Below are 22,838 nucleotides of genomic sequence, written 5' to 3'. Positions count from 1 at the left end.
GCCGGCGCGCGTCATCGCGCCGCCGCCAGCAGATGACGGTTTTGCCGAGAAAATCAATGCAGTCTATGCCTTTGGCCTCAATGGACGCCCCCATCAATGAACGATGGTCAGCGCGGCAATGCCGGCCTCGTCGGCGGCACGCAGAAACGCTTCCCGGAATTGTTCCGGGGCAACATCTCCACAGATGGCGTCGATGCAGGCTTTGACGGCGATCATATATTCCTCGCCATCATCGAAAGGCCAGTCCCGGATCAACAGGTATGCGGCATCGCCGAGCGTACGCACGACGGTGCGCGTCTCCCGACCGCGCAAAACCAGCCCGACCGGCGCAAATGCCGATGACGTGTTCCAACTCATTGTCCTCGACCCCTCAAGGCACACAGATTGACCCTCAAACACACTATACGCGCGAATTATGAAATTCGGAATTGCGGAATGCGTGAATATTGAGCACGTGACTTATTTACCGCGGACAAAGAAAGGGCGCTCTACGACCTCATGTCGGAGCGCCCTGTGGCTGCGTCGGCGTCAGTTGCGGCGGAGGCCGACGGCAGGTGCGATCAGAAGACTGCATTTGGAACGAAATGGCAACGGCCGACGCCAAACTGCGCCTCAACGCGACCTTCGATCCACAATGTTTCCACAGCTTATCCACAGGCGCGGTTCTATCTCCTCCAACGCTTTCAACGACATGCGCCTGAAAGCGATCGGGCTCCTCCAGATGGGTGATGTGACCGGCCGATGACACCGGGAATATCTTCCAGACCAGCTGCCCTAAAGGCCACAATACCGAGCTATCGTGGCCCTCCCTCCTTGAGCGCTGGGCGGCGGACGCTCGGAGGTGGGAGGCGGCAGGCGTCCATGAGGGCCTGCCGCCTTCATCGCCACAATGCTGCGCCTTCGCAAACAAAAAGGACCCGCTCACTTGGGAGCGGGCCTCAGGGGTGCCCGGAGTCGGACGGGCATCTGGAAAAAGCGTTCGATCAGATATGAGCCGCAGCATAAACACTCCAGCTGTCCGGCGTCTTCGGTGCCGCAAAACTGCCGTCGCCTGCGCAACGGGCGTGCCGACGGGCGGCAGCGTCGAGAAGCGCCTCAAAAGACGCCAGGCTGATCCTGTCGGCGCGAAGCATCTGGCGGATCATCGGGTCTCTCAGCATTTCCGATGGTGTCATCTCGTGCATGGTTATCCTCCCGTGACTGGTTTCCGACGCTTGCGGCATCCTGGATCCGTATTGCTATCAATGCATGTCGCGGCGATGGCGAAAAGACGGTAAATGAGGTTCATTCGGGCTAGCTCCAATGTGGGATTGGTCTGCCATTTTATCGAATGCTACCGTGGCGGCCGAGGTAACCGCAGTGGAGGAGGACCAATGGAAGCCACGCATGGGGAAGCCACGCATTGGGAAACCATGCATGTGGAAGCCAGGCAAGGGGGAGCTAGGCATGACGACGCAAGGATGTTCGACGAGATCGTGATGGGTCTTGCCGCGCTCGGGGCCAAGATCGGTGAGATCAATGCCCGGCCGATGCCTTTCCTGGATCTGGACTATGCCGAGGCCGAACTGAAGGCCATGCCGGCAAAGGTCCGCAAGCGGTTCGACAGGGTGAGAGCGACGAAACTGAGTGCCTGAGATCAGGCTTGGCAACGCAATTTTGACCATGTGCGTATTTTTCTGACGCCCGCTCACATTTTGTCGATTGCATATGGATCGGAAAGCCGCTTTTCTTGTCATCGCATTCCTCGTTCCAGAGATATCCAGACCATCATGAACCGCTACGATATCGAGCGCCGCAACGACGACGACTGGACTGTCATCGACCGGCTGACCGGCGCACCCGTCCCGCATCTGCCGGAAAAACTCGGAAGCAGGCTCGAAGCCCAGGCGCTTGCCGATTTTCGCAACCGTCTGGCCATCCCGCAACAGGAACGCATTCGCTCCCGCCTCGATACGCTGCGGCTCGCCTGGCAGGCGCTGACGGGAAAGCGGACGCGATAGTCGCTGACCGTTACTAGAGCGCCGTGCGCCCATTCGGACGCACAAAGGACGCTAAGTCTTTGAATCTCTGCACCGTGTTTTCCGAAAATCGATTCCGATTTTCGGGCCGATGCTGTAGGGCACAAAGAGGCCCGCCGAAGCGGGCCGAATTATTGGGAAATAACAGGCTGGATCGCACGACGCGCCGTGTGATGCATGATTCTGTCGGGGGAAGCGCGCCGTACGCTCCGCATGCCAGACTAGAGCGAGATGATTTTAAGTCCGTTCATATCCGGCTTCCTTGAAGTAGTTTTGGCATTCCTGTGGTGAAACTGTCTTGAGGATGGCTGCGATGGCCTCGTCGATCGCGTGGCGAGTTCTGGCCTGTGCCTCGCGTAGCCAATGCTTGATCTTGGCAAAGAGCTTTTCGATGGGATTGAGGTCAGGGGAGTATTTGGGCAGGAAGAACAGTTTGGCCCCAGCCTTGCGGATCGCGGTGCGGATTGCTTTTGCCTTGTGTGAGCCCAGATTGTCCATCACGACGATATCGTCTGGCTTGAGTTCGGGGACCAGCACCTTTTCCACATAGATCAGGAACCGCTCGCCATTGATCGGGCCGTCGATGATCCATGGCGCGCTGACGCGGTCGGCGCGCAGGGCGGCAATGAACGTCATGGTGTTCCAATGGCCGAAGGGCGCCTGACCGGGCAACCGTTCGCCGCGCGGCGCCCAGCCCCGGAGCGGCGCCATATTCGTCTTCGTCCAGGTTTCATCGATGAAGACGAGGCGGGCCGGATCGACGTGATAGCGATGCTTCAGCCAGCGGTTCCGTCGGGCGGCGACATCGGGCCGCTCGCGCTCGTCGGCGACCATTGTCTTTTTTTATAACTCAACCCTTCATCATGCACGAAGGTCCACACGGAGCGGTAATCGACCTTCAGGCCACGCTCGCCCAGTTCCGCGACCAGCCCGCGCAGGGTAAAAGCCCGTGTGCGGCAGCGCTCGAGCAGCCACTCCCGATGCGTATCGCAAATCGCCCGTGGCTTGTGCCCGCCCATCTGACCGGGGGCTGCGCTGCCCGTCTGGCGAAAGCGCCGCACCCAATCGATCGCGGTGCTGATGCCAATCCCGAAGCGCTTCGCCGCTGCCCGGCAGGACAATCCTTCGCGCGTCACCGCGCCGACAACGCGTTCCCGCAAATCATCGGAAAAAGGTTTTGCCATAAAGACCGGCCTCCTTTACCGGTCTCAATGGTGAATCTGATTTGCGGGAAAAAGGGAATCCCCTTTTCGATTCCATCTAAAATCATCCCGCTCTAAGATCAGGGCCGAAAGTTCCCGGCGGCTGATGCGTCCGCCGCTGTCCCGCCTGATCGGCCGATGTCGATGTCGACGGCTGGGGCGTCCTGAAGGAAGCCGCCGCCATCACCAGCGGAGGATTTTTCGGCCCAAGAGGAAACCGGCCGCGGTCGCGACCAATATGCCGATCGAATACCATGTCGCCAGAAACAGCGGGCTGTCGTCGGGGCAATGCCAGGCGTAAATGGCGGCTGCGATGCCGCCGGCAGCAAGGCCTGCCACGGCGCCGGCCGTGCCCGGATTTTCCGGGGCGCCTTGCCGGACCGAGTAGAGGATGGCGGCAAGCGGGGCGATCGACAGGGTCGGGACGTAGAACAGGCAGAAGGCGGAGAACCGGCCCTCCATGCTGCTTGCCCAGGCCGCCTGCGGCACGACGAAGAGCTCGGTCGCGATGCCGATGATAAGAACGGCCAACGGCAGGACGAGCATCAGGGCGGCAGATTGCAGCGAGACGCCCGGCTTGCCGATGCGGAAGGCGAGGCGGGTGGCGGTGACGGCGAGCAGCATAGTGAAGCCGAGCTTGAAGAGGACGCGCGGCGTCTCGATCATGTCGGCCATGTTCCTGCGGATACCGAGGGTCGAGAGCAGCAGCATGGCTGAAATCACCACGCCGATACCAAGCGCGATCATGAAGACACGGCCGAAGCGGATGCGAACGCGCGCATCCTTTGCCAGCAGATTGATCAGATCATCCGTTTTCACGCGTATTGCTCCGATAGAGGGCCGCCAATCCCTTGAGCGCCCTGTGCAGCGCCACCCGCACGGCGCCTTCCGTCATCTGTAGTCTCTCGGCCGTTTCGCGGATGCCGGCGCCGCCGAGCGAGATGGACCGGACGATTTCCCGCTGTGGGTCGCGCAGGCCTTCCAGCATGCGGTCGACATCGACGCGATCGGCGCCATCCTCGTGGTGATCGGCTTCCAGCGTCTCTATCACATCCTCGATCGGCACGCTGACATGGCGGCCGCGGCGGCGCAGGCTGTCGATCAGCTTGTTGCGCACGATGGTCGACAGCCACGGGCCGATCGGCCGGGAGATATCCCAGGTCCCACGCTTCAGATGAACCGCCAGCAACACTTCCTGCACCACGTCCTCGACCTCGCTCGGCGGGGCACCGAACTGGTCGCAGCGCCTGCGCGCAATCGACCGGAGATAGGGTGTCACGGCCTTCAGGAAACGGTCATAGGCCTTGATATCGCCGGCGATTGCCGCGCGCATCCAGGCCGCCCATTCCTCTTCACGGGCCGAATGTTTCATCCGCCACTATCCTCTACGCACGGGTCCACGTGTTTGTTACCGTCATCCTGAGAATTTTGATGACGCGGCACGTGAGGCAAGGCCGGCGCCTATTGAGCGCATCGGCGGGCAAACGGCAAGAGTAGTGCGGCAACAAAGCGTAAAAGCCGCCCGGCGCGATGAAGAGCCGGGCGGTGAGCTTACGCTGCTATCGTCTTCGGGCGGTCTAGTTCTTGGCAGCGCCTGAGATCCGCGCAATCAGATGGTCGAGCGACAGGCGGCCCGGCCCGTAGCGCATGATGGCGAGCGCCATCGCCGCCCAGGTGATGTGGATCGGCCAGCCATCGGGAACGGTGAGTTCCACGACAAGCGTCATGAAGAGCAGGCCGAGGCCGGCAAAGCGGGTGGCGAGGCCGAACACCAGGAGCGTCGGGAAGATGATCTCGCCACAGCCGGAGAGGAAGGCCATGACCGCAGGCGCGGGGAAGGGATAGGGGCCGCCCGGCAGATGCAGCATGAATTCCTGTGTGAAAAGATCGATCGCCGTATCGTTGAGTTGCAGGAAGCCATCCCATTTCAGGATGCCGGAGCGCCAGAAGGGTACGGCGAGCGCCACACGCAGGACAGCCTGGACGAGATCGGGTTGGGCGACGGTGCGGACAAGTCCGTCAGCCGTCGCCACAAGCCTCGCAAGCGGGGAGAGAGAGCCGTTGCGAGGCTCGTTGTGAGGCCGGGAGTGAAGCATATCAGACATTGGAAATCTCCAGTTCGATAGCGGAAAAGGCGCCTGACGCGATCATCTCGCCGATGGCGGCGGAGAGATCGAAGGCGGGATGGGCGTTGAGGCCGGCTGCGACCGCGGCGGCGAGGCATTCGCCCGATAGAAGGGCGTTGAAGAACGCGGCTGCGCCTGACGATAGCAGGCGCACGGTGACCTCGTCGTCGATGCGGGTGATCAGTCCGTCTTCGGGGTGATCGTCGACGCGGTTGACCGGGCCTGAGCCGCGGTTCATGGCGAAGATGGTGACGGCAGGGTGGGCCGATGAGATCAGCCGCGTTGCCGGATGCGGCTGGAAGGTCACGCCATCAAGTTTTTCCGGCGGTATAGCGGCGAGCGCTTCGGCCCTGAGCGCCGGCGCATCGGCGGCGTGATAGGCGTCCAGCCATGCGCGCTCGATACGCGCCACATCCGAGAGCCAGGGCCGATCCTGAGCATATTCGTAGGAGAGGACGGGTTGTTACAGGCGGGTGGTAAAGAAGGCGTGATGGGGCTTGGTGAATCATTCCGGCCGGAACGCGGCCGGAAGATCGACGGCAACATTGAGCGGCCGAAAATGCCTGGCGTTTTCGGTGATCACGGTGAGGTCGTAGGCGCGTGCGGTGGCCGCCATAATGATATCGCCAAGGCCGGGATTGTGACCTTTACTCGCGGCCTCATCTTCCAGTGCCCCGGCGATCCGCGCGACCACGGTATCCATTGGCAGAATACGATCACCGAAACTCTCAGTGATGAAGTCGAGCCATGAGGCGAGGCGCTTTCCCCGCTCGATGCCGCCGCGACGGTGAAGGCTTCGCATTCCCTTTTCGATCTCCGAGACCGACATGGCGGACAAAAAGAGCGCGTCAGCCTCGCCTTGCTCATGGAACCATGCCCGCACCGGATCGGAAGGCGGGGTCTTGTCCGGCGCGAACCTGCTGATGATATCAGTATCGAGCAGATAAGCGGTCACAGATCAGCATCTCGCATTTTCGAGGGATTCCGCTCCAGCTCGACGCCACCGGGAAAGGTGAGCAGGAAATCTCCGAAATTTGGCCGAGGTCTATTCAAAGCTCTCTTTGCGGCCTCAGCGGCTTCGACCGAAACGAGCACTGCAGCGGGTTTTCCGTGGCGCGTGATCGTCACGAATGCGCCATTTGCTGCTTTATCGACCAGACCGGCAAACCCGGCCTTGGCATCAGCCACACTTATTGTCGACATCGCGGCCTCCTGTTCATATGACCATATGTGGTCAAAATAGAAGTTGCCGCGAAAGAGATCAAGAGATCCAACTGATTCGGTTGGACATCCAGCAGTGCGACCAAGTCCTACTGATCGCCGGCGATATCGAACACCAGCAGACCCGGGGCTTCAAGAGGAAGCTCTGCCACAACGTTCCCCGCCGGGTTCAACACCGCCGTCGGACCCCACGAAATGCGCCCGTTGCGTTCTCCCGTTACGTCAGCGGAGATGAGCCACAGACCGGTTTCCCGGCAGCGCTCGCCTCTGGCGGCGTTGTGCACGTGCCGGAATTTTTCGGCATTGGCGCGCGGCATCATGTTGTTGGCGCAGCAGACGAGAAGAGATGCGCCTGCGAGCGCGACCTTGTGAGCGGCCTCGGGGAAACCGGTGTCGTAGCAGATGTTGATGCCGAAGCGCAGGCCATCGACCGTGAAGATGGGCGTCTCGGTGCCGGGCCGGAAAAACCTTTCTCCCTTGAGCAGATGCGCCTTGCGATATCGGCCGATCACTTCGCCCTTCTGAATGACGACGGCAGTGTTGAACAGGTCGTCACCTTCGGACTCGATCATGCCCATCACGATCATGAGGCCGGCAGTGGCAAGACGGTTCGTCACGGCTTTGAACGTCGGCGATGCGAGACCCATCGCGGCGCGCCGTGCCGCCTCCGGCTCCGTCAGGTAGCCCTGCAGAAATCCTTCGGGAAAGCAGAGGAGCCGCGCGCCCTCGGCTTCGGCCTGACGGATCATATCGAGCGCGCATGTCAGGGCGGCCTCGATATTTTCCCGGTATTCAAGGGTCTGGGCGGCGGCGATGCGGACGGTCTTCATTCGGGGCTCCGGTTGCTCTCGGCGTGGAGACGAAGACATCGTCCAGCTACGACCGTTGTCAACCGCGGTGCTCTTGCGCGCCGAGGGCTCGATATCGACGCGGAGGGTAGGTCGATCCAGTTTCTTGTCATCCACCTTACGGGAGATCGGCTGGAATTACTCGTCTGAGCAGCATTTTGGCGGCTTCTGGTATCATCGGGAACCTCAAGCTTCTTCGCCCGTTTGCGGAGAGGAAAGACACCGAGGAGGAATCCCAATGAGCAATCTCCATAATGACGGCGCCCCCGAATTCTCAGGCGGGAAGGGCCGCAGCACGCTGACGGCTTTCTTCGACAGCCGTCATGACGCCGACAGCGCGGTCGACCGGCTGAAGAATTTGGGCATCACCACCGTCAGAATGATGCCGGGATATGAAGCGGATAGCGACAAGGCCGGCGTTGCCGGCGACGACCGTGGCGGTTTCTGGTCGAAGCTGGAGGATTGGCTGTTTCCGGATGAGGACCGTTCGGTTTATGCCGAAGGCCTGCGGCGGGGCGGCTTTTTGATCTCCGTCGAGGTTGATGATGCGACCTACGGTATCGCGCATGATATTCTCGACGATGAAGGCTCCATCGACATGGACGAGCGTGCCGATCTCTGGCGGGCGGAGGGCTGGGATATCAGCAAGTCGAACGAAGCTTTGGCAGCATCGCGATACAAGGCTCGTGCTCACGAGGAGCCGCTGCTTGATCCGGAACTGCGTGACGATATCCTGCCGACCGGGCACCACCGCACGGTGGACGAATCCAACGAAGACGCCGAGCGCGAGCTTCGTCAGGCTCAGGATATTGATGCGATGAAGCAGGGCCAGACATTCCCGCGCGGCCGCTAATGGTCTGAAGTCGGGCGCGCCGGATCTCCTGCGCGCCCTTAATGTGACGGAAAGAAAGCGGAATCATCTCCGCCGCTGCGCATTGTTATTTCCCGTTGCCAAGAACTCCCCTCACACATTCTTCGAGCTGATTTTTTTCGTCTATGAGAGATTGGCACACATGAATGGCATAGGCTGCCGCCATCTCGGCATTTCGTCTGAAGCCGGGAGCTTCCCCGGCGCGATATGTTGCTGCAACCCCGCCGAAAGGTTCCTTCATCCCGATCGACTGCAGCAGCACACCATATAGACAGCCCACCGGATTGATATCGCGGTCGACGACGACGTTGATAACCGGGTATCCTTTTCGGCGCTCATGGTAGCATTCGGATGTGTCCGGCTTGCTTCGAAGCGTGTCAAGATCATGAACTGCTATTTGGCCCATCTTTGCTAGCTTGAGCGCATCACGATCAACGAATACGTCGACGGTATTCGACGTCTGATTCTGGTCGCCGAAAGGTGCATATGGCATCGCAGGCGAGTAATCTATCGATTGGCTGGCGTTGAAATTGATACGGAGATCTGCGTAAGCCATGACCCCAGAAAACACGCGCAAAAACTCGAGCTGCAAAGTTTGAATATCGCTCCTCTCCATGCCCTTCACATTGAGGACGATGTTCATTTCGATGGTTTTGTCGATATCGAGGATAGGCGTGGTAGATTTCTCTACAGCAAACGCGACTATTTCTTCCAAAGACAAAGAAGAGCGAATCGATTGAAGCTTTGCAGTGTCGATTGCGAGCGTCGGCGTCCCAATCAGCGCTGCGACTAACCCCGCAACCACACTCCATAGCACTCTCTTAAATGACATATGTGCCTCCAACCAAAATACTGCCCCCCTCTCTTCATCCGCCGATCAGTCGCTTGTATGCCCGAGCCTGTTGCGACTTGAATGAAAGAGTGGCTGCCAGTTTTAGTTGAAAGCGTCAATCACAATTAAATTCGAACAAAACGATATTTTTCGCTCACTTCAGGGTGTTGGGAACACCTTAATGCGCCGTGCCATCGACGATGACGTGGTCGTGATCCCTGGAGCATTTCTCGATCCGGGCGTGGATCTTGTAGACCTCGCGCAGCATGTCGACCGTGACCACATCGCGCGGTTCGCCGCAGGCGCGCATGCGGCCGTTCTGGATGATCAGCACCTTGTCGGCGAAGCGCAGCGCCTGGTTCAGATCGTGGATAGCGATCAGCACGATCATGCCGCGCTTGCGGGCCTGACGCTGCATGAAATCGAGCACTTCCACCTGGCGGTGAAGATCGAGGGCGCTGGTCGGCTCGTCCATCAGCATGATCTCCGGCTCGCGCACCAGCGCCTGGGCGATGGAGACGAGCTGGCGCTGGCCGCCGGAGAGAGCGCCGAGATCGCGGAAGGCGATCGCCTCGATGTTCAGCGCCTTCATGATGTCGTCGATCAGCCTGAGATCCTGATCGCTGACACCCCAGGACTGGCCCTGCTTGCGGGCGAGCAGGATCGATTCATAGACCGTCAGCACCGCATTGGCCGAGGTATCCTGCGGCATGTAGCTGATGGCGTTCTTATTCTTTGCGCCTTCGACCAGCACGTTTCCCGGGCCTTTCAAGAGGCCGGTGATGCGCTTGAAGAGCGTCGACTTGCCGGCGGCATTCGGGCCGATGACGGCGACGAGTTCGCCTGATTTCAGTTTCGGCGTCGTCACGTCTTCGACGAAGAGCTTGCGGCCGTGAAAGGCGCCGACCGACTGCAGCTGAAGCGCTACCATGAGCGGCTCCTGTTCGAGAGGATGAGCGAGAAGAAGAAAGGTACGCCGACAAGCGCCGTGATGATGCCGATCGGGAAGACGACGCCCGGAATGATCGACTTGGAGACGATCGACGTGACCGACAGCAGCAGCGCGCCCGAGAGGACCGAACCGGGCAGGAAGAAACGCTGGTCTTCGCCGAGGATCATGCGGGCGATATGCGGGCCGACGAGGCCGACGAAGCCGATCGTGCCGACGAAGCTGACGGGAACGGCTGCCAGCAGCGAGATGACCAGCATCGTCTCCAGGCGGATGCGGCGCACATTTACGCCGAAGCTTGCCGCCTTGTCCTCGCCAAGGCGGATCGCCGTCAGCGCCCAGGCGTGGCGGGCAAAGAGCGGCAGCGCAAGGAGCAGCACGGCGAGCGTGATCCAGATCTTCGGCCAGGTGGCCTTGGTGAGGCTGCCCATGGTCCAGAAGACGACGGCGGAGAGCGCCTGTTCGGAGGCGAGATATTGCAGGAAGGCGAGGGCCGCATTGAAGGTGAAGACGAGGGCGATGCCGAGCAGCACGACCGTCTGCACCGAGACGCCGCGTGCCTGCGAGATGAAGTGGATGAAGAGGGTGGCGACCAGCGCCATGACGAAGGCATTGACCGGCACCAAGAGGCCTGCTGCAACCGGCAGGATCGGTACACTGGTAACGATGGCGAGAGCTGCGCCGAAGCTTGCTGCGGCCGAAATGCCTAAGGTGAAGGGGCTTGCCAGCGGATTGGCGAGGATCGTCTGCATCTGGGCACCTGCAACCGAGAGCGAGGCGCCGACGACGATCGCCATGAGGGCGACCGGCATGCGGATATCCCAGACGACGGCGCGGATCTGCGCCGAGACGGAGTCGGGATCGAGGAGGGCGGCCACGACCTCATCGAGGCCATAACGGGCCGGCCCCCAGGCGAGATCGATGGCGAAGGACAGGCAGAGCGCTGCCGTCATGGCAAAGAGGATCATCAGCTTGCGGCGGGCGAGGGCGCGATAACGCGCCCTGCCTGCTTCGGCTTCGATCGGCATGGCGGCGATCTCTGCCATTGGCGCTTACTTTCCGGCCTTGGCGTCGACCCAGTAACCCGGCTGATACGCGACCGGCAGGAATTTCTCGTGGAATTCCTTGAAGGTCGCATCCGGGTCGAGATCGGCAAAGAGATCCGGATGGAACCACTTGGCCATCTGCTGCACGGCGACGAACTGGTAAGGGCTCGTATAGAACTGATGCCAGATCGCATGAATATTGCCGTCAGCAACGGCCTTGGAGCCGGTGAAGGCCGGGTTCTGCATCAGTGCATCCAGTGCCTTGCGGCTGTCGTCGATGGTGGCGGCAGCGGCCGGGCCGACATTGACGTAATCCTTGGCGTCCTTTGTCTGGCTCCAGTTCGAGCCTGTTACGACGACGACGTCAGGATTGGAGGCGACGACCTGTTCGGCATTGATCGAACCGGTATAGCCGGGCAGGAAATCGGAGCCGAGATTGTGGCCGCCGGCCCAATCCACCATCAGGCCGAAATTGTCGGGGCCAAAGGTGCCGCAGCACTCGACGAGGCCGGCGGCGCGATACATGAAGACGTTGGGCTTCTTGGGATTGGCTTCCTTCAGCTTGTCGGTGACGCGCGCCATCTGCTCTTTCCAATAGGCGGCGACGGCTTCGGCGCGGTCTTCATGGCCGAAAAGCTTGCCAAGGATTTTCAGGCTCGGCTCGGTATTGGCGAGGATGTGTTCGCGGAAATCGATGTAGACGATCTTCACGCCGATCTTGCTGAGCATATCCTCGAGCTTCACCTCGTCGGCGGCCTTCTTGTTGCCGATCGGCAGCAGCATGAGGTCGGGGTGAAGCGCCACGACCGTCTCGGTCTGCAGCGTGCCATCCGTCAGGTTGCCGAGGAAGGGCAGGTCCTTGCCTTTGGGGAATTTCTCGACATAGGCGTTGAAGCCATCCTTGTCGGTCGTCCAGAGATCGTTGCGCCAGCCGACGATCTTGGCGAAGGGATCCTCCTTTTCGATCGGGGCGACAGCATAGAGCATGCGGCCTTCGCCGAGGATCACGCGTTCGACCGGCTTGTCGAAAGTGACCTCGCGGCCGGCGACATCCTTGATGGTGAAAGGCTCGGCAAGGACCGAGAACGGCAACAGCGCCGCAACTGCAACTACTGATAGTGAAAGCGATTTCATAAAATTCATCTGGAAACTCTCCCCGTACTCGGCTATTTCCCGAGGCATAGAAAAATTGACTTTTGGAATCAAGTTTTATGTTTTAGAGCTTTTCCAAAGTAAGTCCGGCGCTGAGCGAAGATGATGAATACGATGAACACGAATTACTCCATTCGCGATGAAATTCGGGACTTCTGGTCGGAACGCGCAGCGACGTTCGACGAGAGTGTCGGCCACGAAATCTTTTCCGAAGCCGAGCGAAAAGGCTGGCAGCGGCTGATCCGCAAGCATCTCGGCGAGGGGCAGGGGCGGGCAGCACTCGACCTTGCCTGCGGCACGGCGGTCATTTCCCATCTCATGCATGGGGCAGGCTTCAAGGTGACCGGGCTCGACTGGTCGGATGCGATGCTGGCGCAGGCGCGCGCGAAGGCGAAGAAGCGCGGCACCGATATCCGCTTCGTCTCGGGAGATGCGGAAAACACCATGGAGGCGAAGGGCAGCTACGACGTGATCACCAACCGGCACCTCGTCTGGACGCTGGTCGATCCGCCCTCGGCCTTCCGCGAGTGGTTTTCCGTGCTGAAGCCGGGCGGCAAAGTGCTGATCGTCGACGGCAACATGGGTAAGGAGACCTGGGTGAAAGGTCTGCAGAAGCTCTGGACGAAGCTGACGGGCAAAGCGCCGGCGAGCCACATGAAGCCCGAGATGATGGCCCGCCACCAGGCCATCCGCTCACGCGTCTATTTCTCCAATGAGATGCCGGCCGAGGCGATCGTCGAATTGCTGCGCCAGGCAGGCTTCGACAATATCGTCGTTGACCGCAAGCTCTCCGATATCCACTGGGCGCAGGCGCGCAAGATGCCCTTCCTGCGCGGATTGGAGCGCATGGTGCAGGACCGCTTTGCGATCTGTGCGACGAAGCCGCTGGCTTAGGTTTTTGCGGGGCTTTCGGCCCGTTGCAATTTTATCTTAAGGGACATAGTGCAGCAGGAGATGGCCGACTGCTGGCGGAAGACGCTGGCGATGTCGATATGCCCTGCGTGCAAGGTAAGTGTGCGTGAACACGCAAGCCTGCGAGCGCGCAAGGGCGTAACCAACGCCGCGAGGGCAAGCCGTCGGTCGCTTGCCCAATTCAACCTTGCCTGGAGAGATCCGTTGACTTCCGTATCAACCGCAATGCGCTCCGCCACTGACGCGGCTGACGTCTTGACCGTCGAAGCCATTGTGGAAAATCGCCTTTATGCGTTCGCCTTAAGGGATGCTGCGCTGAAACTCATTGCCATGCACGATGCCGCGCCTCGTATCGTCCGCTACACCGCAGATATGAAACGATGGTTGCTGACGCAGTCAATTGTGGCTTTTCATTTTCAGCGTGTCACGTCGCCGTCTCATCCGGGACTTACGGCCGCCAAACTGAACGCCCTCATTGCCGAGAGTGACGTTGCCTCCAAGAACACGGCGTTCGCGCATCTCGCAGAGATGCGCAACTACGGTCTCCTGGTTGATACCCATGACAACGGGGACAAGCGCGTTCGCCAGCTCAGAATTTCCGAAACTGCCGAAGCCTTGATTCGCGAATGGTTCGACGAACATTTGAAATCACTCGACATGCTCGATCAGGGGACACGATTCTGCCGATCATCTGCCGATCGGCGCCTGCTCTGGTATGCGCAGCCGATGATGTCCCGGAGCCTCTTTCACGATCCAGGCTGGACCAGCCCTCCGCAGACGGTGGACGCTTTCGTCCGAACTGCTTCCGGCAGCAACATCCTGCACGACCTGATGTCTCGCTTACCCCCGGAAAAGGAGTTGGAGCCGCGGATATCTATTGGTCCCTTGCGCATCGGAGAGTTCTTCAAGCGCTACGCCATCTCCCGCACCCATGCGCGGCGCCTTTTCGATCGCGCTCAGTTGCTTGAGGCTTGTGGATGGGACCTCTCCCGCGACAGCGGTGATTTCTGGCTTGGGGCAGGGCTGATCCGCGACTATCGACATTGGCAGGCGGTCAAGTTTGCGGCCATCGAGGAAGCGTTCGAATGGGCCTGTCGTCATGTGCCCGAGCCGACTGGTGATCAACGAGAGGGTTGAGTTCCTGGCGTCCGCTGCCACGCGCTAACCCGGCGAATCCTCTTCAATCTCCTCCGGAATAAACCCACCCGTCTGTCGCCTCCACAGGCGCGCGAAGAGCCCATCGCCTTCAATCAATTCCTCCGGCCGCCCTTCCTCGATGATGCGGCCGTGGTCGAGCACGACGATGCGGTCCATGCTGGCTATGGTCGACAGCCGGTGGGCGATGGCGATGACCGTCTTGCCTTCCATCACGAGATCAAGCCGTTCCTGGATGGCGGCTTCGGATTCGCTGTCGAGGGCCGAGGTTACTTCGTCCAGCACCAGGATCGGCGCGTCCTTCAGGAGCACGCGGGCGATCGCGACGCGCTGGCGCTGGCCGCCCGAGAGCTTGATGCCGCGGTCGCCGACATAGGCTTCGTAGCCCTTGCGGCCTTCACTGTCGGCGAGATCGGCGATGAAAGCGTCTGCGCTTGCCATCTTCGCGACAGCCTCGATCTCCTCCTGTGTGGCCTCCGGCCGGCCGTAGCGGATGTTATCGCCGACCGAGCGGTGCAGCAGCGCGACATCCTGGGCGATGACGCCGATGGCGCGGCGAAGGCTGGATTGGGTCACAGCGCGGATGTCCTGGTTGTCTATGAGGATCGCGCCGTCCTTGATGTCGTAGAAACGCAGCAACAGGTTGGCGAGCGTCGTCTTGCCGGCACCGGAGAGGCCGACGAGGCCGACCTTTTCGCCGGGGCGGACGGTCAGCGACAGCTTGTCGATGACGGGCTTGCCGGATTTGTAGGCGAAATGGACATTGTCGAAACGGATCTCGCCGTTCGGGACGACAAGGTCCTGCGCATCCGGCCGGTCGGTGATGGTGGGCGGTGTCGTCATGACGGGCATGGCGTCCTTGATCGTGCCGATCGCCTGGAAAATCTGCTGGCCCATCTGCAGGAATGTAAATGTGTGACCGGATAGCCGGTTGAGAACATAAACAGCGGCAGTGAATTCGCCGATCGTGACGAAGCCATCGACGAGCCCGGTAAAGCCGATCGACAGGATGGCCAGCCAGTGCGTGACGTTGAGGACGACGACGATGACCTCTGCGGTCCGATAGATGCGCTGTTCGCTTTGCTGGGCCTTGATCGCCTTGCCGATGATGCCTCGGATAGTGCCCGCCTCGCTGTCTTCGGCGGCGAATTGTTTCACCATCTGCATATTGGCGTAGAGATCGGTAATGGCGCCGGAAATCAGGCTGCGGCGCTTGGCGGAGCGGCGTGCTCGTTCGGTGAAGACAGGCGCCAGCCTGACAGCGAGCAGTACGTTGAGCGTGATCCATACGATGGTCGGCAGCGCAAGCTGCCAGGAAAGTGCGCTCAGAAGGATGACCGAGCCGACCATCTGCATGATGAAGCGCGGGATGGACTGGAAGGCCGATATAACCTGCTGCTGGACGGCGGAGGCCACCTGCTGCAGGCGCGAGGCGACCTGGCCGGCATAGAGATCGTGGAAGAAGGCGAGATCCTGCCGCTCCACCGCCCTGTGGCCCTGCCACTGAATGGCCGCCGGCATGCCGATGCCGAGCGTGTGCGAATTCAGCGTATTGACGAGGAAGGAGGCAATAGGGATGCAGGGGAAGAGCATCAGGCCGAGCAAGATCAGCAGCGGCCGGTCATTGTGCAGGAAAGCGGAGGCACCCTGCTGCGTGACGCCATCGACGATGACCGACAGGCTCCAGACGATCGTCAGGTTCATGGCCTCGATCGCCATGGTGCAAAGGACGAGCGCGATCAGGATCCCGCGAAACATCGAGATGAAGTGCAGGAGCACCGTCACCGGTCCTTTCGACGGCAGCGGACGGTAGGGGATATCGAGCGGCCGGATCAGCGTTTCGAAGGGACGGTAGATCGCATCTGAAATCGACATGATCGACTTGAGCCTCTCGGGTGCAGCATCGGGAAGAGGGCGGGCGTAATCAGGCAACGCGCACCGCATGGAATCATCTTCCGGCTGCAATCTCAATTAGAAATTTTGGAAATCTCTGTGATCACAGGGCAAAGCATCAGCTCGACCGCCGCGGCTGTTGTTTGAGGGATCACACCAGTCGGTGGCCCTGACATCGTGATCTTGCTATTTGCAGGACCTGTCGCCTCAACCGCGGCGGGCCGCCTCGATGGCTGCGACATCGATCTTGCGCATGGTCATCATCGCGTCGAAAGCACGCTTGGCCTCGGCTCCGCCAGCCTGCATCGCTTCCATCAGGGTGCGCGGGGTGATCTGCCAGGAGACGCCCCACTTATCCTTACACCAGCCGCATTCGCTTTCCTGGCCGCCATTGTTGACGATGGCGTTCCAGTAGCGGTCGGTCTCTTCCTGGTTCTCCGTCGAGATCTGAAAGGAGAAGGCTTCGCTGTGCTTGATCGAGGGACCGCCGTTCAGCCCGATACAGGGGATGCCTGCAACCGTGAATTCCACCACCAGCACGTCGCCCTGCTGGCCAGCGGGATAATCGCCGGGGGCACGGTGGATGGCGCCGACTTTGCTGTCCGGAAAGATCCCGGCGTAAAAGCGGGCGGCCTCTTCGGCGTGCTTGTCATACCAGACGCAGATCGTGTTCTTGTGCATCGCGTGGTCCTCTGCTGTTTTCTCCCTGATGGCAGAGACATAAGGGGCAAACCGCTTTTCTCCAGCCCTGCTGCGTCATTTGAAACCCAGCAGCCGCTATCCCGAGAACCAGGACTTATTGACCTCGGTCCTCGCCTCGGGCGCCGGGCTTGAAGGAGGGCGGTTAGCCGAGGGCGCTCTGTTCGGCGCAGATGCGATCGATCAGGGCGTCGAAATCGCCCTTCGGCGGACGGCCCTTCGCGAAACGCTGCTTCAGGTGCATGATCGGCTCTTCGAGGATCTCATCCAGGCTCGTGGCGCAGGAGAAGTCGCCGGCCACACCCTTGACCTTGGAATTATCGAAAATCGCCGTCCAGGCCTTGTCGCCGGTCAGCGGGCCGATCCATTCCGGATTGTACTTGACGAGCGTGTCTGTCGGCACGTGGACGATCTTTGCCTCGACGCCCAGTAGCCGGGCGATCGCGTGTTGGATATGGTCCCAGATATGGGCATGGTCATTGGTGATGTGGAAGATGTCGCCGAGTGCCGCCTGCTTGCCGAACAGGCCGACGAAGGGCACGGCGAAATCCACCGAGCGGGTCAGCGTCCAGGGCGTGTGGCCGTCGCCCGCAACGATGGTCGGCTCGCCATCCAGCATGCGCCGCGCCATGATATCGCTGTCGCCCATCATGATCGGCAGACCGGTGCGAACCGTGTGGCTGGGGCGAACGATCGTCCAGGCGAGGTTCCGGGAGTTCTTCAGCAACTCCTCGCAGGCGATCTTGGCCTGGCTGTAGGGCCAGTAGGGGTTGATTGCCGGCGTCTCCTCGGTGATCACGTAATGGCGCGCCGGTTTTTCATAGACCGAGGCCGAGGAGATGAAGACGTACTGGCCGCAATGGCCCGAGAAGATCTCGATGTCACGGGCAATCTGATCGGGCGTGAAGGCGATGAACTGGGCGACGACGTCGTAATTGGCCTTGGCGAGATCAGCATAGGCAGACGATCCGAGTTCGCCGACGATGGAGGTCACACCGGCGGGCAGAGGATCGCCTCGCAAGCCTCGGTTGAAGACGCTGACATGATGGCCTTGAGCGACGGCGCGCTCGACGCAGGGATAGGAAATCTGGCCGGTGCCGCCGATGAAAAGGATGTTCAGAGCCATAAGGGGATCTCCGTGTCGGATGGGGCAGGATTATCGATAATCTTCATAGCGCGAAAGAGATGGGGCGTCGCGTGCAAAATGGCCGGCAGGCATGATGACGCAGCAGGGATGGCCTGATCCGCTTCTCGCTTCCGTCTCTGACGGGCACTGAGGGGCGGCCTCAATGGTCCGCGCGCGTGAGGGTGTATCTAGTTGAGCAAATCTCTGCGTGTTTTGTTTATAAGATTTTGCAGAGAACTGTCCTGGCTGGAATTCGCGTTGTCTTCGATGGCCGCAAGTATCGAGGCTATCTTTGTTTTATTGGCTTTTGTCAGACTGGTTTTGCGCAACGCCGAAATCACCCCGAGCACGAGGCGATAGGCGGTGTATTTGTATTTGACCCTTTTAGAGCCTTCCAGAATCTGATCCAGATCGCCGTCATTCGGCTTGAGAATGATTGCCGTTGCCAGCGCGACCAGTTTTCCCTCCGGTCCCTGCGCCAAGGTTTTCCTGTCAAGTTGCAGGGCCACTGCAAGCTCCCCCAACTCGTCGGCGATCGGTTTCCTGAGCCGAGCCCGCTGACGCGGATCCGCGTCTTTTACAGAGTCGTAGTCGGATACAAGTTTGTCGAATTTCTTCGAATCTTCTGTTTGGTCTGCAGTTAAATATGTTGCGCCCGGTGCAATGGAGTTTTTTATAACCTCTCCCATAAGTTCAAACGATATTCCAAGGCCGCTGGCTTTGATTTTATTACTTCGACGGATTTTGTCGGTAATAGAAAAAAATAGTCCATCCAGTTTTACACGAAAAAGAATTATTGCAACCAAAGCCACAAACGGCCAAGCTGCAACATCCAAAAGTTTTATCAGTTCCTTCATCGCCAATTTCCGCTATAAATTGTCTGTCTGGGGAGGCGTCAAATTGCCAAGATGGAACAATAAAGACCTGATCGTCTACCATGGAACAGATAGCATTTCGGCCAATGCTACTACACTGGCAGTGGGATCAGCAATTCCGTTCCTTCCAAATCTGGCGCTTTGCGTGCCGAATACAGATTTTGGGCAAGGATTCTACGTCACCACCCATCTTCATCAGGCGAAGCAATGGGCTAACGTAAAGGTCTTGCGGGCCCGACCGAACGCCAATCTATTTGCCGTCGTCATCGGCTTTACGATTTCCAGGGATTGGCTCGCCAGTCTGGATAATCTGGCATTTGTTCGCCCGACCTCCGACTTCTGGGATCTCGTCATTGATTGCAGATTGGGATTCGCGCCGCATCAACGGGTTCCTCCTCAGCCTCGCCCCTATGATGTGGTCCATGGTCCGGTGACGATTTGGGGGCAGACACTTACGATACAGGACTGCGATCAAATCAGCTTCCACACGAGACGTGCGGTATCCGGCTTATCGAGAGCCCATCTCGAAGAAACGGCAAGGAATTTAACGCCCGGCGACGATTTCTTTCCGTACCAATGAAATCGTGCTAGGCTTGGAACGATCATGGTGAAAGGTATGGCGCATGGCGAATACTGATTTCGACACACATGATACGGCTGCCCATGAAGTTAATATCGGCGGGGCGCTCTCGACTGAGATCGAGGAACCCTTTTGGGAACATCTGCTGGATGTTCTGGTGACGGTTTTTAATCAGTCTAAAGCTGCCTCGCAAACTTTGATCGACACACTTAGAGAACGTTTGGAGGACGCTCCAAAGGAAACGCAAGTGTTCTTTTTTAATCAGAACCCTCTCCAGGTGGCCAAGGATATGTTGGGTAGAGAAGGCCCGTTGAGTGCCGAAGAGAAAAGAAGATATTCGAAATTACTGGATAGATTCAGACGGGAGGAAGATCGCCAACATCCTCTTATCGAAGAAGCTATAAACAAACTGATCCCCGACGATTTCCTTGCTTGATAGCCTCCCTGTCGGCCGCTGCAAATGATCTAAAAGATACATCGGAAGACGATGTTATTTCCATATGTGCTCGGCGATTCGTGCGGATAGTCGCTGGCTTGCCGCCGGCCATTTATGGACGTCGCGCCATGGCCGGCCTCATCAGCCTCCAGTCATTGGAAGGCGTCTGCGCACGATGCTGGCATGAAACCTCGCTTCATAGATCAGCCCGTCATCGTTGAAATCTAAGGCCGGGTTTTGCAGCAGTGCGGAGGCCTGCCGTTGCCGAGGAAGACGTAGCAGACGAGCTTCAGAGCGAGGAAGCGGGCGAAATCCTCCGACGACTACATGACGGGAGCGGCTGATTTCATGCCCGTCATCATCGTGTCTTCGATGGCCGATTACGAAGCGCTGACGCGGCGGTTGTTCTTCGGCAACAACAACGTGAAACGGTTTCGGACATTCGTTGCCATGGACCGGATCAAGGTGGGGCTCAGCGTTGCGATTTGAGCGTGGTTTCAAGGGGCTATTTCATGCTGATCATTTTCGGCGGTTTGCCGGGCAGTGGGAAGACGACGATTGCGCGGGCCTTGGCGAAGCGGCTCGGGGCCGTCCATCTGCGCATCGATACGATCGAACAGATGGTACGGGATTCCGGCATGTTGAGATCGGAGGTCGGACCGGCGGGATATATGGTTGGATACGCCCTTGCCGAAGATAATCTGACGCTCGGCAATACAGTCGTCGCGGACTCGGTGAACAGCCTGACGATAACGCGTGATGCGTGGCTCTCGGTCGCAACGCGGGCGGGAGTGCGGGCCGCCGAGATCGAAATCGTCTGCTCGGACAAGATCGAGCATCGCCGGCGGCTCGAGACGCGGGCAAGCGATATTCCGGGGCTGATAGACCTGAGCTGGGACAAGGTGATCACGCGCGATTACGACGATTGGGGGCAGAGACCCATACTGATCGACACTGCGGTGCTGAGTGTGGATCAAGCCGTCGCCGAATTGATGTTGAAACTGGGGGCCAGCTCAAATCGGCGACAGGATTTTTGATCCGAGGCTTTAGACGGCAACTCTCGCCACGGGACGCGTTCGCCTCAGCAACTGACGCAGCGACAGGGCGTGCAGGACGAGCGAGGTGGGCACGGTGAAGGCTGGAATGATGGCGGTCGGGTAGGTGCCGGTCGTCAGATTGGGATGATCGAGAGCGAGCTGCTGCAAAGGGCCGGGCGTGGTGAGGGCGCCGAGCGTGACTGCCACGACCAGATCGGCGATGCCGAAGAGGTTCCAGAGTAGCGCTGCTTTGGTGCCGCCCGGCCGGCCGCTTGCAAGTACCACTGCTGTCGGAAGCGCCATCAGCCCGGTGATGACGTCACCCGTGCCGGTAGGCAGGGCGAAGATGCCGGGCGTGGTCCCGGCCAGCCAGTTGACGAAAAAGACGCTGCCGATCACCCTGTAGGCCTGAAGGCCGATCAGCCAGTTGGCGGGCATGGCGTCGAGCAGCATGCCGATCCGGTCCGAACGCAACATGAGCGTGATGACGATGGCGGTCGGCACCGCGATCATCAGCGGCAGCAACGGGATCGAGACTGCCCCCGGCAGGAGAAGGCCTTCTGCCACGATCACCCAGGCCGCCCCATGCCAGACGGTGAGGGGGATGGCGATCGCTAGCCAGGTTGCCATCCGCTGCGAAGCGGTGAGCGAGGTTCGCGACAATCCCGCCCAGGTTCCGGCGAGCACGATGAGATGCACGGCGATACGGATGCCGATGACGGATAGGTCCGAGCGCTGAAGCTCTGGTATCGTGATAAGAGCAGCGAACCAGAAGCCCGTTACGGCCGCGCTGGCGGCGAATGCAAATGTCGGGCTGGTGAAATTAAGGGTGGTGTTCGACGCCAAGGTGAGATCCTCCCGTTTTGGCGAAACCGGCCATGTGTTGCAGCAAGCATCGGCTTGGCTGCCGTCAAATGGAGCGTTGTCACCCTCCAATGACATATTAACTCTTATAATAAGAGTGATTGTGCGGCAAGCGATTTGGCGGCGCGGTTTGTCGCAGGCGGGTGTCTTCAGGGCTTTCTTGAAACGGTCAATCCGGCAAACTAATGTGGCTCTCATGATGAGAGGCGCCCAGTCATCTGCAGGTGCCGGGAAAGGTGCGATGCGTTCGAAGGGTTTCGATGGAATGGTGTGCTCGATTGCCGGCGTCATGGCGGCAATCGGGGATCGGTGGGGCTTGCTCATTCTGCGCGATCTCGTGTGCGGGCTTAGCCGCTATGAGGATTTTCGCCAGTCGTCCGGCGTGACCAATGCGACGCTCAGCGACCGGCTGAAGCATCTGGAGGCCAATGGCCTTATCGAGCGGCGCCGCTATCAGGTGAACCCGGAGAGGTTCGAATATCTCCTGACCCGGAAAGGCTGGCAGATCGCTCCTATCATGCCGGTGCTCGCCCAGATCGGCGACAGCCTGGGCCTGTCAGGCGCTGCGGGACCGCCCATGAGTTTCGTCAATCGCAGGACAGGTGCGGAGATACGCTGGGGCTTCATCGATCAGAAGACAGGTGAACCGGTGAACCCGGTGGATCTCGACATCAGGGAAGGGGATGGCGCGGATGACACGGTTCGCTGGCGATTGTCCCATGCCGAGGCCCGTCGTCGGGCGCTCGACGATATCATTGCCGCCTCGGGTGAGGCACCGGATGCGCAGCCGGCAAAACCTGCGAGGTGAGGGTGGCCCTGCGGCCTCGCTCTCCGAGTCACGGAAGAAAATCTCACCCTCGGCAACATCGTTGTTGCGGACTTCGTCAATCCCTTGGAAGTGACAACACCTGGCTGTCGGTCTCGGGCGCGGCTACGCTTTATTGACCTCAAACCGAATCAGGTCGCAAATGGGTCGGTATCGTCACTCTTGTAGGC

Annotated in this window: 28 protein-coding genes and 2 pseudogenes; 10 read left to right on the top strand and 20 right to left on the bottom strand. The window is 59.7% G+C overall.

The features are described from left to right. Positions 1 to 93: 93 nt before the first annotated feature. Together ACK9YZ_RS12690 and ACK9YZ_RS12685 are read right to left on the bottom strand one after the other, a co-directional pair. Complete coding sequence (locus ACK9YZ_RS12690; RefSeq protein ID WP_216755025.1) at positions 94 to 357, bottom strand: DUF982 domain-containing protein; 264 nt, start codon at positions 355 to 357, stop codon at positions 94 to 96. 626 nt (positions 358 to 983) lie between these two features. Beyond that, on the bottom strand, positions 984 to 1,184 hold the full coding sequence (locus tag ACK9YZ_RS12685; RefSeq protein WP_416064056.1) for a hypothetical protein: 201 nt from the start codon (positions 1,182 to 1,184) through the stop codon (positions 984 to 986). Between the two features lie 189 nt (positions 1,185 to 1,373). Here ACK9YZ_RS12685 and ACK9YZ_RS12680 point away from each other — a divergent pair, with 189 nt between their 5' ends. Together ACK9YZ_RS12680 and ACK9YZ_RS12675 are read left to right on the top strand one after the other, a co-directional pair. Next, a complete protein-coding gene (locus tag ACK9YZ_RS12680) occupies positions 1,374 to 1,634 on the top strand; it encodes a hypothetical protein (protein ID WP_416064055.1) in 261 nt (86 codons plus the stop codon). A 135-nt stretch (positions 1,635 to 1,769) separates the two neighbouring features. Continuing rightward, positions 1,770 to 2,000 (top strand): hypothetical protein, encoded by a 231-nt coding sequence (locus ACK9YZ_RS12675; protein WP_007817645.1) that lies wholly within the window; start codon positions 1,770 to 1,772, stop codon positions 1,998 to 2,000. A gap of 255 nt (positions 2,001 to 2,255) precedes the next feature. Here the strand turns inward: ACK9YZ_RS12675 and ACK9YZ_RS12670 are convergent. The 8 genes from ACK9YZ_RS12670 to ACK9YZ_RS12635 all read right to left on the bottom strand — a co-directional run bounded on the left by ACK9YZ_RS12670 (position 2,256) and on the right by ACK9YZ_RS12635 (position 7,397). Continuing rightward, a protein-coding gene (locus ACK9YZ_RS12670) for an IS630 family transposase (protein WP_416064054.1) occupies positions 2,256 to 3,202 on the bottom strand; the annotation gives its coding sequence in 2 pieces (ribosomal slippage) (positions 2,256 to 2,861 and positions 2,864 to 3,202; 945 coding nt in all). A gap of 201 nt (positions 3,203 to 3,403) precedes the next feature. Continuing rightward, a complete protein-coding gene (locus tag ACK9YZ_RS12665; RefSeq protein ID WP_416064053.1) occupies positions 3,404 to 4,039 on the bottom strand; it encodes an NrsF family protein in 636 nt (211 codons plus the stop codon). Further along, positions 4,026 to 4,592 carry a sigma-70 family RNA polymerase sigma factor gene (locus tag ACK9YZ_RS12660; protein WP_416064052.1) on the bottom strand — a complete coding sequence of 189 codons (567 nt, stop codon included), beginning with the start codon at positions 4,590 to 4,592 and terminating at the stop codon, positions 4,026 to 4,028. Before ACK9YZ_RS12660 ends, ACK9YZ_RS12665 begins: the two co-directional genes overlap by 14 nt. A gap of 205 nt (positions 4,593 to 4,797) precedes the next feature. After that, positions 4,798 to 5,325: a DoxX family protein gene (locus ACK9YZ_RS12655; protein ID WP_416064051.1), complete on the bottom strand. Its 528-nt coding sequence runs from the start codon at positions 5,323 to 5,325 to the stop codon at positions 4,798 to 4,800. After that, a complete protein-coding gene (locus ACK9YZ_RS12650; protein ID WP_416064050.1) occupies positions 5,318 to 5,758 on the bottom strand; it encodes a hypothetical protein in 441 nt (146 codons plus the stop codon). Before ACK9YZ_RS12650 ends, ACK9YZ_RS12655 begins: the two co-directional genes overlap by 8 nt. 93 nt (positions 5,759 to 5,851) lie before the next feature. Then, on the bottom strand, positions 5,852 to 6,301 hold the full coding sequence (locus ACK9YZ_RS12645) for a type II toxin-antitoxin system VapC family toxin (RefSeq protein WP_216755021.1): 450 nt from the start codon (positions 6,299 to 6,301) through the stop codon (positions 5,852 to 5,854). After that, complete coding sequence (locus tag ACK9YZ_RS12640; RefSeq protein ID WP_216755020.1) at positions 6,298 to 6,549, bottom strand: type II toxin-antitoxin system Phd/YefM family antitoxin; 252 nt, start codon at positions 6,547 to 6,549, stop codon at positions 6,298 to 6,300. Before ACK9YZ_RS12640 ends, ACK9YZ_RS12645 begins: the two co-directional genes overlap by 4 nt. Positions 6,550 to 6,656: 107 nt before the next feature. Beyond that, positions 6,657 to 7,397 (bottom strand): carbon-nitrogen hydrolase family protein, encoded by a 741-nt coding sequence (locus ACK9YZ_RS12635; RefSeq protein WP_216758895.1) that lies wholly within the window; start codon positions 7,395 to 7,397, stop codon positions 6,657 to 6,659. A gap of 256 nt (positions 7,398 to 7,653) precedes the next feature. On the opposite strand from ACK9YZ_RS12635, the gene ACK9YZ_RS12630 reads away from it, so the two are divergent. Next, positions 7,654 to 8,268, top strand: a complete 615-nt coding sequence (locus tag ACK9YZ_RS12630) for a hypothetical protein (RefSeq protein WP_416064049.1) — start codon at positions 7,654 to 7,656, stop codon at positions 8,266 to 8,268. An 85-nt stretch (positions 8,269 to 8,353) separates the two neighbouring features. Here the strand turns inward: ACK9YZ_RS12630 and ACK9YZ_RS12625 are convergent, their stop codons facing one another. The 4 genes from ACK9YZ_RS12625 to ACK9YZ_RS12610 all read right to left on the bottom strand — a co-directional run bounded on the left by ACK9YZ_RS12625 (position 8,354) and on the right by ACK9YZ_RS12610 (position 12,256). After that, the gene (locus ACK9YZ_RS12625) at positions 8,354 to 9,118 is read right to left on the bottom strand and encodes a hypothetical protein (protein ID WP_416064048.1); all 765 of its coding nucleotides are present in this window, start codon (positions 9,116 to 9,118) and stop codon (positions 8,354 to 8,356) included. A gap of 178 nt (positions 9,119 to 9,296) precedes the next feature. After that, positions 9,297 to 10,049: an ABC transporter ATP-binding protein gene (locus ACK9YZ_RS12620; protein WP_216755018.1), complete on the bottom strand. Its 753-nt coding sequence runs from the start codon at positions 10,047 to 10,049 to the stop codon at positions 9,297 to 9,299. After that, positions 10,043 to 11,113, bottom strand: a complete 1,071-nt coding sequence (locus ACK9YZ_RS12615; RefSeq protein ID WP_216755017.1) for a FecCD family ABC transporter permease — start codon at positions 11,111 to 11,113, stop codon at positions 10,043 to 10,045. The genes ACK9YZ_RS12620 and ACK9YZ_RS12615 overlap by 7 nt, the downstream gene beginning before the upstream one ends. A gap of 6 nt (positions 11,114 to 11,119) precedes the next feature. Then, on the bottom strand, positions 11,120 to 12,256 hold the full coding sequence (locus ACK9YZ_RS12610) for an ABC transporter substrate-binding protein (RefSeq protein WP_416064047.1): 1,137 nt from the start codon (positions 12,254 to 12,256) through the stop codon (positions 11,120 to 11,122). A gap of 114 nt (positions 12,257 to 12,370) precedes the next feature. On the opposite strand from ACK9YZ_RS12610, the gene ACK9YZ_RS12605 reads away from it, so the two are divergent. After that, on the top strand, positions 12,371 to 13,159 hold the full coding sequence (locus ACK9YZ_RS12605) for a class I SAM-dependent methyltransferase (protein ID WP_216758894.1): 789 nt from the start codon (positions 12,371 to 12,373) through the stop codon (positions 13,157 to 13,159). A gap of 273 nt (positions 13,160 to 13,432) precedes the next feature. After that, positions 13,433 to 14,314, top strand: a complete 882-nt coding sequence (locus tag ACK9YZ_RS12600; RefSeq protein WP_253958231.1) for a hypothetical protein — start codon at positions 13,433 to 13,435, stop codon at positions 14,312 to 14,314. Between the two features lie 24 nt (positions 14,315 to 14,338). Here the strand turns inward: ACK9YZ_RS12600 and ACK9YZ_RS12595 are convergent, their stop codons facing one another. The 4 genes from ACK9YZ_RS12595 to ACK9YZ_RS12580 form a co-directional block, all read right to left on the bottom strand. Continuing rightward, entirely contained in the window at positions 14,339 to 16,207 is a 1,869-nt protein-coding gene (locus ACK9YZ_RS12595) for an ABC transporter ATP-binding protein (protein ID WP_416064046.1), read from the bottom strand. 225 nt (positions 16,208 to 16,432) lie between these two features. After that, positions 16,433 to 16,906, bottom strand: coding sequence for a VOC family protein (locus tag ACK9YZ_RS12590; RefSeq protein WP_416064045.1), 474 nt, complete (start codon positions 16,904 to 16,906; stop codon positions 16,433 to 16,435). A 163-nt stretch (positions 16,907 to 17,069) separates the two neighbouring features. Then, positions 17,070 to 18,050, bottom strand: a complete 981-nt coding sequence (locus ACK9YZ_RS12585) for an SDR family oxidoreductase (protein WP_416064044.1) — start codon at positions 18,048 to 18,050, stop codon at positions 17,070 to 17,072. Positions 18,051 to 18,238: 188 nt separating this feature from the next. Then, positions 18,239 to 18,907: a hypothetical protein gene (locus ACK9YZ_RS12580; RefSeq protein ID WP_416064043.1), complete on the bottom strand. Its 669-nt coding sequence runs from the start codon at positions 18,905 to 18,907 to the stop codon at positions 18,239 to 18,241. A 43-nt stretch (positions 18,908 to 18,950) separates the two neighbouring features. Between ACK9YZ_RS12580 and ACK9YZ_RS12575 the strand changes: the two genes are divergently transcribed. After that, positions 18,951 to 19,505 (top strand): DUF3990 domain-containing protein, encoded by a 555-nt coding sequence (locus ACK9YZ_RS12575; RefSeq protein ID WP_416064042.1) that lies wholly within the window; start codon positions 18,951 to 18,953, stop codon positions 19,503 to 19,505. 43 nt (positions 19,506 to 19,548) lie between these two features. Next, the gene (locus tag ACK9YZ_RS12570) at positions 19,549 to 19,941 is read left to right on the top strand and encodes a hypothetical protein (RefSeq protein WP_416064041.1); all 393 of its coding nucleotides are present in this window, start codon (positions 19,549 to 19,551) and stop codon (positions 19,939 to 19,941) included. Between the two features lie 141 nt (positions 19,942 to 20,082). Here the strand turns inward: ACK9YZ_RS12570 and ACK9YZ_RS12565 are convergent. After that, a pseudogene (locus tag ACK9YZ_RS12565) lies at positions 20,083 to 20,261 on the bottom strand (amidohydrolase); the annotation flags it as partial. 4 nt (positions 20,262 to 20,265) lie between these two features. On the opposite strand from ACK9YZ_RS12565, the pseudogene ACK9YZ_RS12560 reads away from it, so the two are divergent. Both ACK9YZ_RS12560 and ACK9YZ_RS12555 read left to right on the top strand, forming a co-directional pair. Then, positions 20,266 to 20,430: pseudogene (locus tag ACK9YZ_RS12560) on the top strand (Lrp/AsnC ligand binding domain-containing protein); the annotation flags it as partial. Between the two features lie 23 nt (positions 20,431 to 20,453). Further along, the gene (locus tag ACK9YZ_RS12555) at positions 20,454 to 20,978 is read left to right on the top strand and encodes an AAA family ATPase (protein ID WP_416064040.1); all 525 of its coding nucleotides are present in this window, start codon (positions 20,454 to 20,456) and stop codon (positions 20,976 to 20,978) included. 9 nt (positions 20,979 to 20,987) lie between these two features. Here ACK9YZ_RS12555 and ACK9YZ_RS12550 read toward each other — a convergent pair whose 3' ends face one another. Next, positions 20,988 to 21,824: a hypothetical protein gene (locus tag ACK9YZ_RS12550; protein ID WP_416064039.1), complete on the bottom strand. Its 837-nt coding sequence runs from the start codon at positions 21,822 to 21,824 to the stop codon at positions 20,988 to 20,990. A 259-nt stretch (positions 21,825 to 22,083) separates the two neighbouring features. Between ACK9YZ_RS12550 and ACK9YZ_RS12545 the strand changes: the two genes are divergently transcribed. Further along, positions 22,084 to 22,650, top strand: a complete 567-nt coding sequence (locus ACK9YZ_RS12545; protein ID WP_216755011.1) for a winged helix-turn-helix transcriptional regulator — start codon at positions 22,084 to 22,086, stop codon at positions 22,648 to 22,650. The last annotated feature ends 188 nt before the right edge of the window (positions 22,651 to 22,838 follow it).

The organism is Rhizobium sp. ZK1, assembly GCF_047782645.1.
Taxonomy (GTDB): domain Bacteria; phylum Pseudomonadota; class Alphaproteobacteria; order Rhizobiales; family Rhizobiaceae; genus Rhizobium.
The sequence above is the reverse complement of the archived record's forward strand: the minus strand, read 5'-3'. Positions and strand labels throughout refer to the sequence as shown.

Bases quoted from the DNA above. Each gene is read 5' to 3' on its own strand.
- ACK9YZ_RS12655 (WP_416064051.1), bottom strand. From the start codon at position 5,325: ATGTCTGATATGCTTCACTCCCGGCCTCACAACGAGCCTCGCAACGGC.
- ACK9YZ_RS12605 (WP_216758894.1), top strand. From the start codon at position 12,371: ATGAATACGATGAACACGAATTACTCCATTCGCGATGAAATTCGGGAC.
- ACK9YZ_RS12620 (WP_216755018.1), bottom strand. From the start codon at position 10,049: ATGGTAGCGCTTCAGCTGCAGTCGGTCGGCGCCTTTCACGGCCGCAAG.
- ACK9YZ_RS12625 (WP_416064048.1), bottom strand. From the start codon at position 9,118: ATGTCATTTAAGAGAGTGCTATGGAGTGTGGTTGCGGGGTTAGTCGCA.
- ACK9YZ_RS12545 (WP_216755011.1), top strand. From the start codon at position 22,084: ATGCGTTCGAAGGGTTTCGATGGAATGGTGTGCTCGATTGCCGGCGTC.
- ACK9YZ_RS12585 (WP_416064044.1), bottom strand. From the start codon at position 18,050: ATGGCTCTGAACATCCTTTTCATCGGCGGCACCGGCCAGATTTCCTAT.
- ACK9YZ_RS12570 (WP_416064041.1), top strand. From the start codon at position 19,549: ATGGCGAATACTGATTTCGACACACATGATACGGCTGCCCATGAAGTT.
- ACK9YZ_RS12660 (WP_416064052.1), bottom strand. From the start codon at position 4,592: ATGAAACATTCGGCCCGTGAAGAGGAATGGGCGGCCTGGATGCGCGCG.
- ACK9YZ_RS12635 (WP_216758895.1), bottom strand. From the start codon at position 7,397: ATGAAGACCGTCCGCATCGCCGCCGCCCAGACCCTTGAATACCGGGAA.
- ACK9YZ_RS12590 (WP_416064045.1), bottom strand. From the start codon at position 16,906: ATGCACAAGAACACGATCTGCGTCTGGTATGACAAGCACGCCGAAGAG.
- ACK9YZ_RS12680 (WP_416064055.1), top strand. From the start codon at position 1,374: ATGGAAGCCACGCATGGGGAAGCCACGCATTGGGAAACCATGCATGTG.
- ACK9YZ_RS12675 (WP_007817645.1), top strand. From the start codon at position 1,770: ATGAACCGCTACGATATCGAGCGCCGCAACGACGACGACTGGACTGTC.
- ACK9YZ_RS12630 (WP_416064049.1), top strand. From the start codon at position 7,654: ATGAGCAATCTCCATAATGACGGCGCCCCCGAATTCTCAGGCGGGAAG.
- ACK9YZ_RS12615 (WP_216755017.1), bottom strand. From the start codon at position 11,113: ATGGCAGAGATCGCCGCCATGCCGATCGAAGCCGAAGCAGGCAGGGCG.
- ACK9YZ_RS12610 (WP_416064047.1), bottom strand. From the start codon at position 12,256: ATGAATTTTATGAAATCGCTTTCACTATCAGTAGTTGCAGTTGCGGCG.
- ACK9YZ_RS12685 (WP_416064056.1), bottom strand. From the start codon at position 1,184: ATGCACGAGATGACACCATCGGAAATGCTGAGAGACCCGATGATCCGC.
- ACK9YZ_RS12555 (WP_416064040.1), top strand. From the start codon at position 20,454: ATGCTGATCATTTTCGGCGGTTTGCCGGGCAGTGGGAAGACGACGATT.
- ACK9YZ_RS12690 (WP_216755025.1), bottom strand. From the start codon at position 357: ATGAGTTGGAACACGTCATCGGCATTTGCGCCGGTCGGGCTGGTTTTG.
- ACK9YZ_RS12595 (WP_416064046.1), bottom strand. From the start codon at position 16,207: ATGTCGATTTCAGATGCGATCTACCGTCCCTTCGAAACGCTGATCCGG.
- ACK9YZ_RS12580 (WP_416064043.1), bottom strand. From the start codon at position 18,907: ATGAAGGAACTGATAAAACTTTTGGATGTTGCAGCTTGGCCGTTTGTG.
- ACK9YZ_RS12640 (WP_216755020.1), bottom strand. From the start codon at position 6,549: ATGTCGACAATAAGTGTGGCTGATGCCAAGGCCGGGTTTGCCGGTCTG.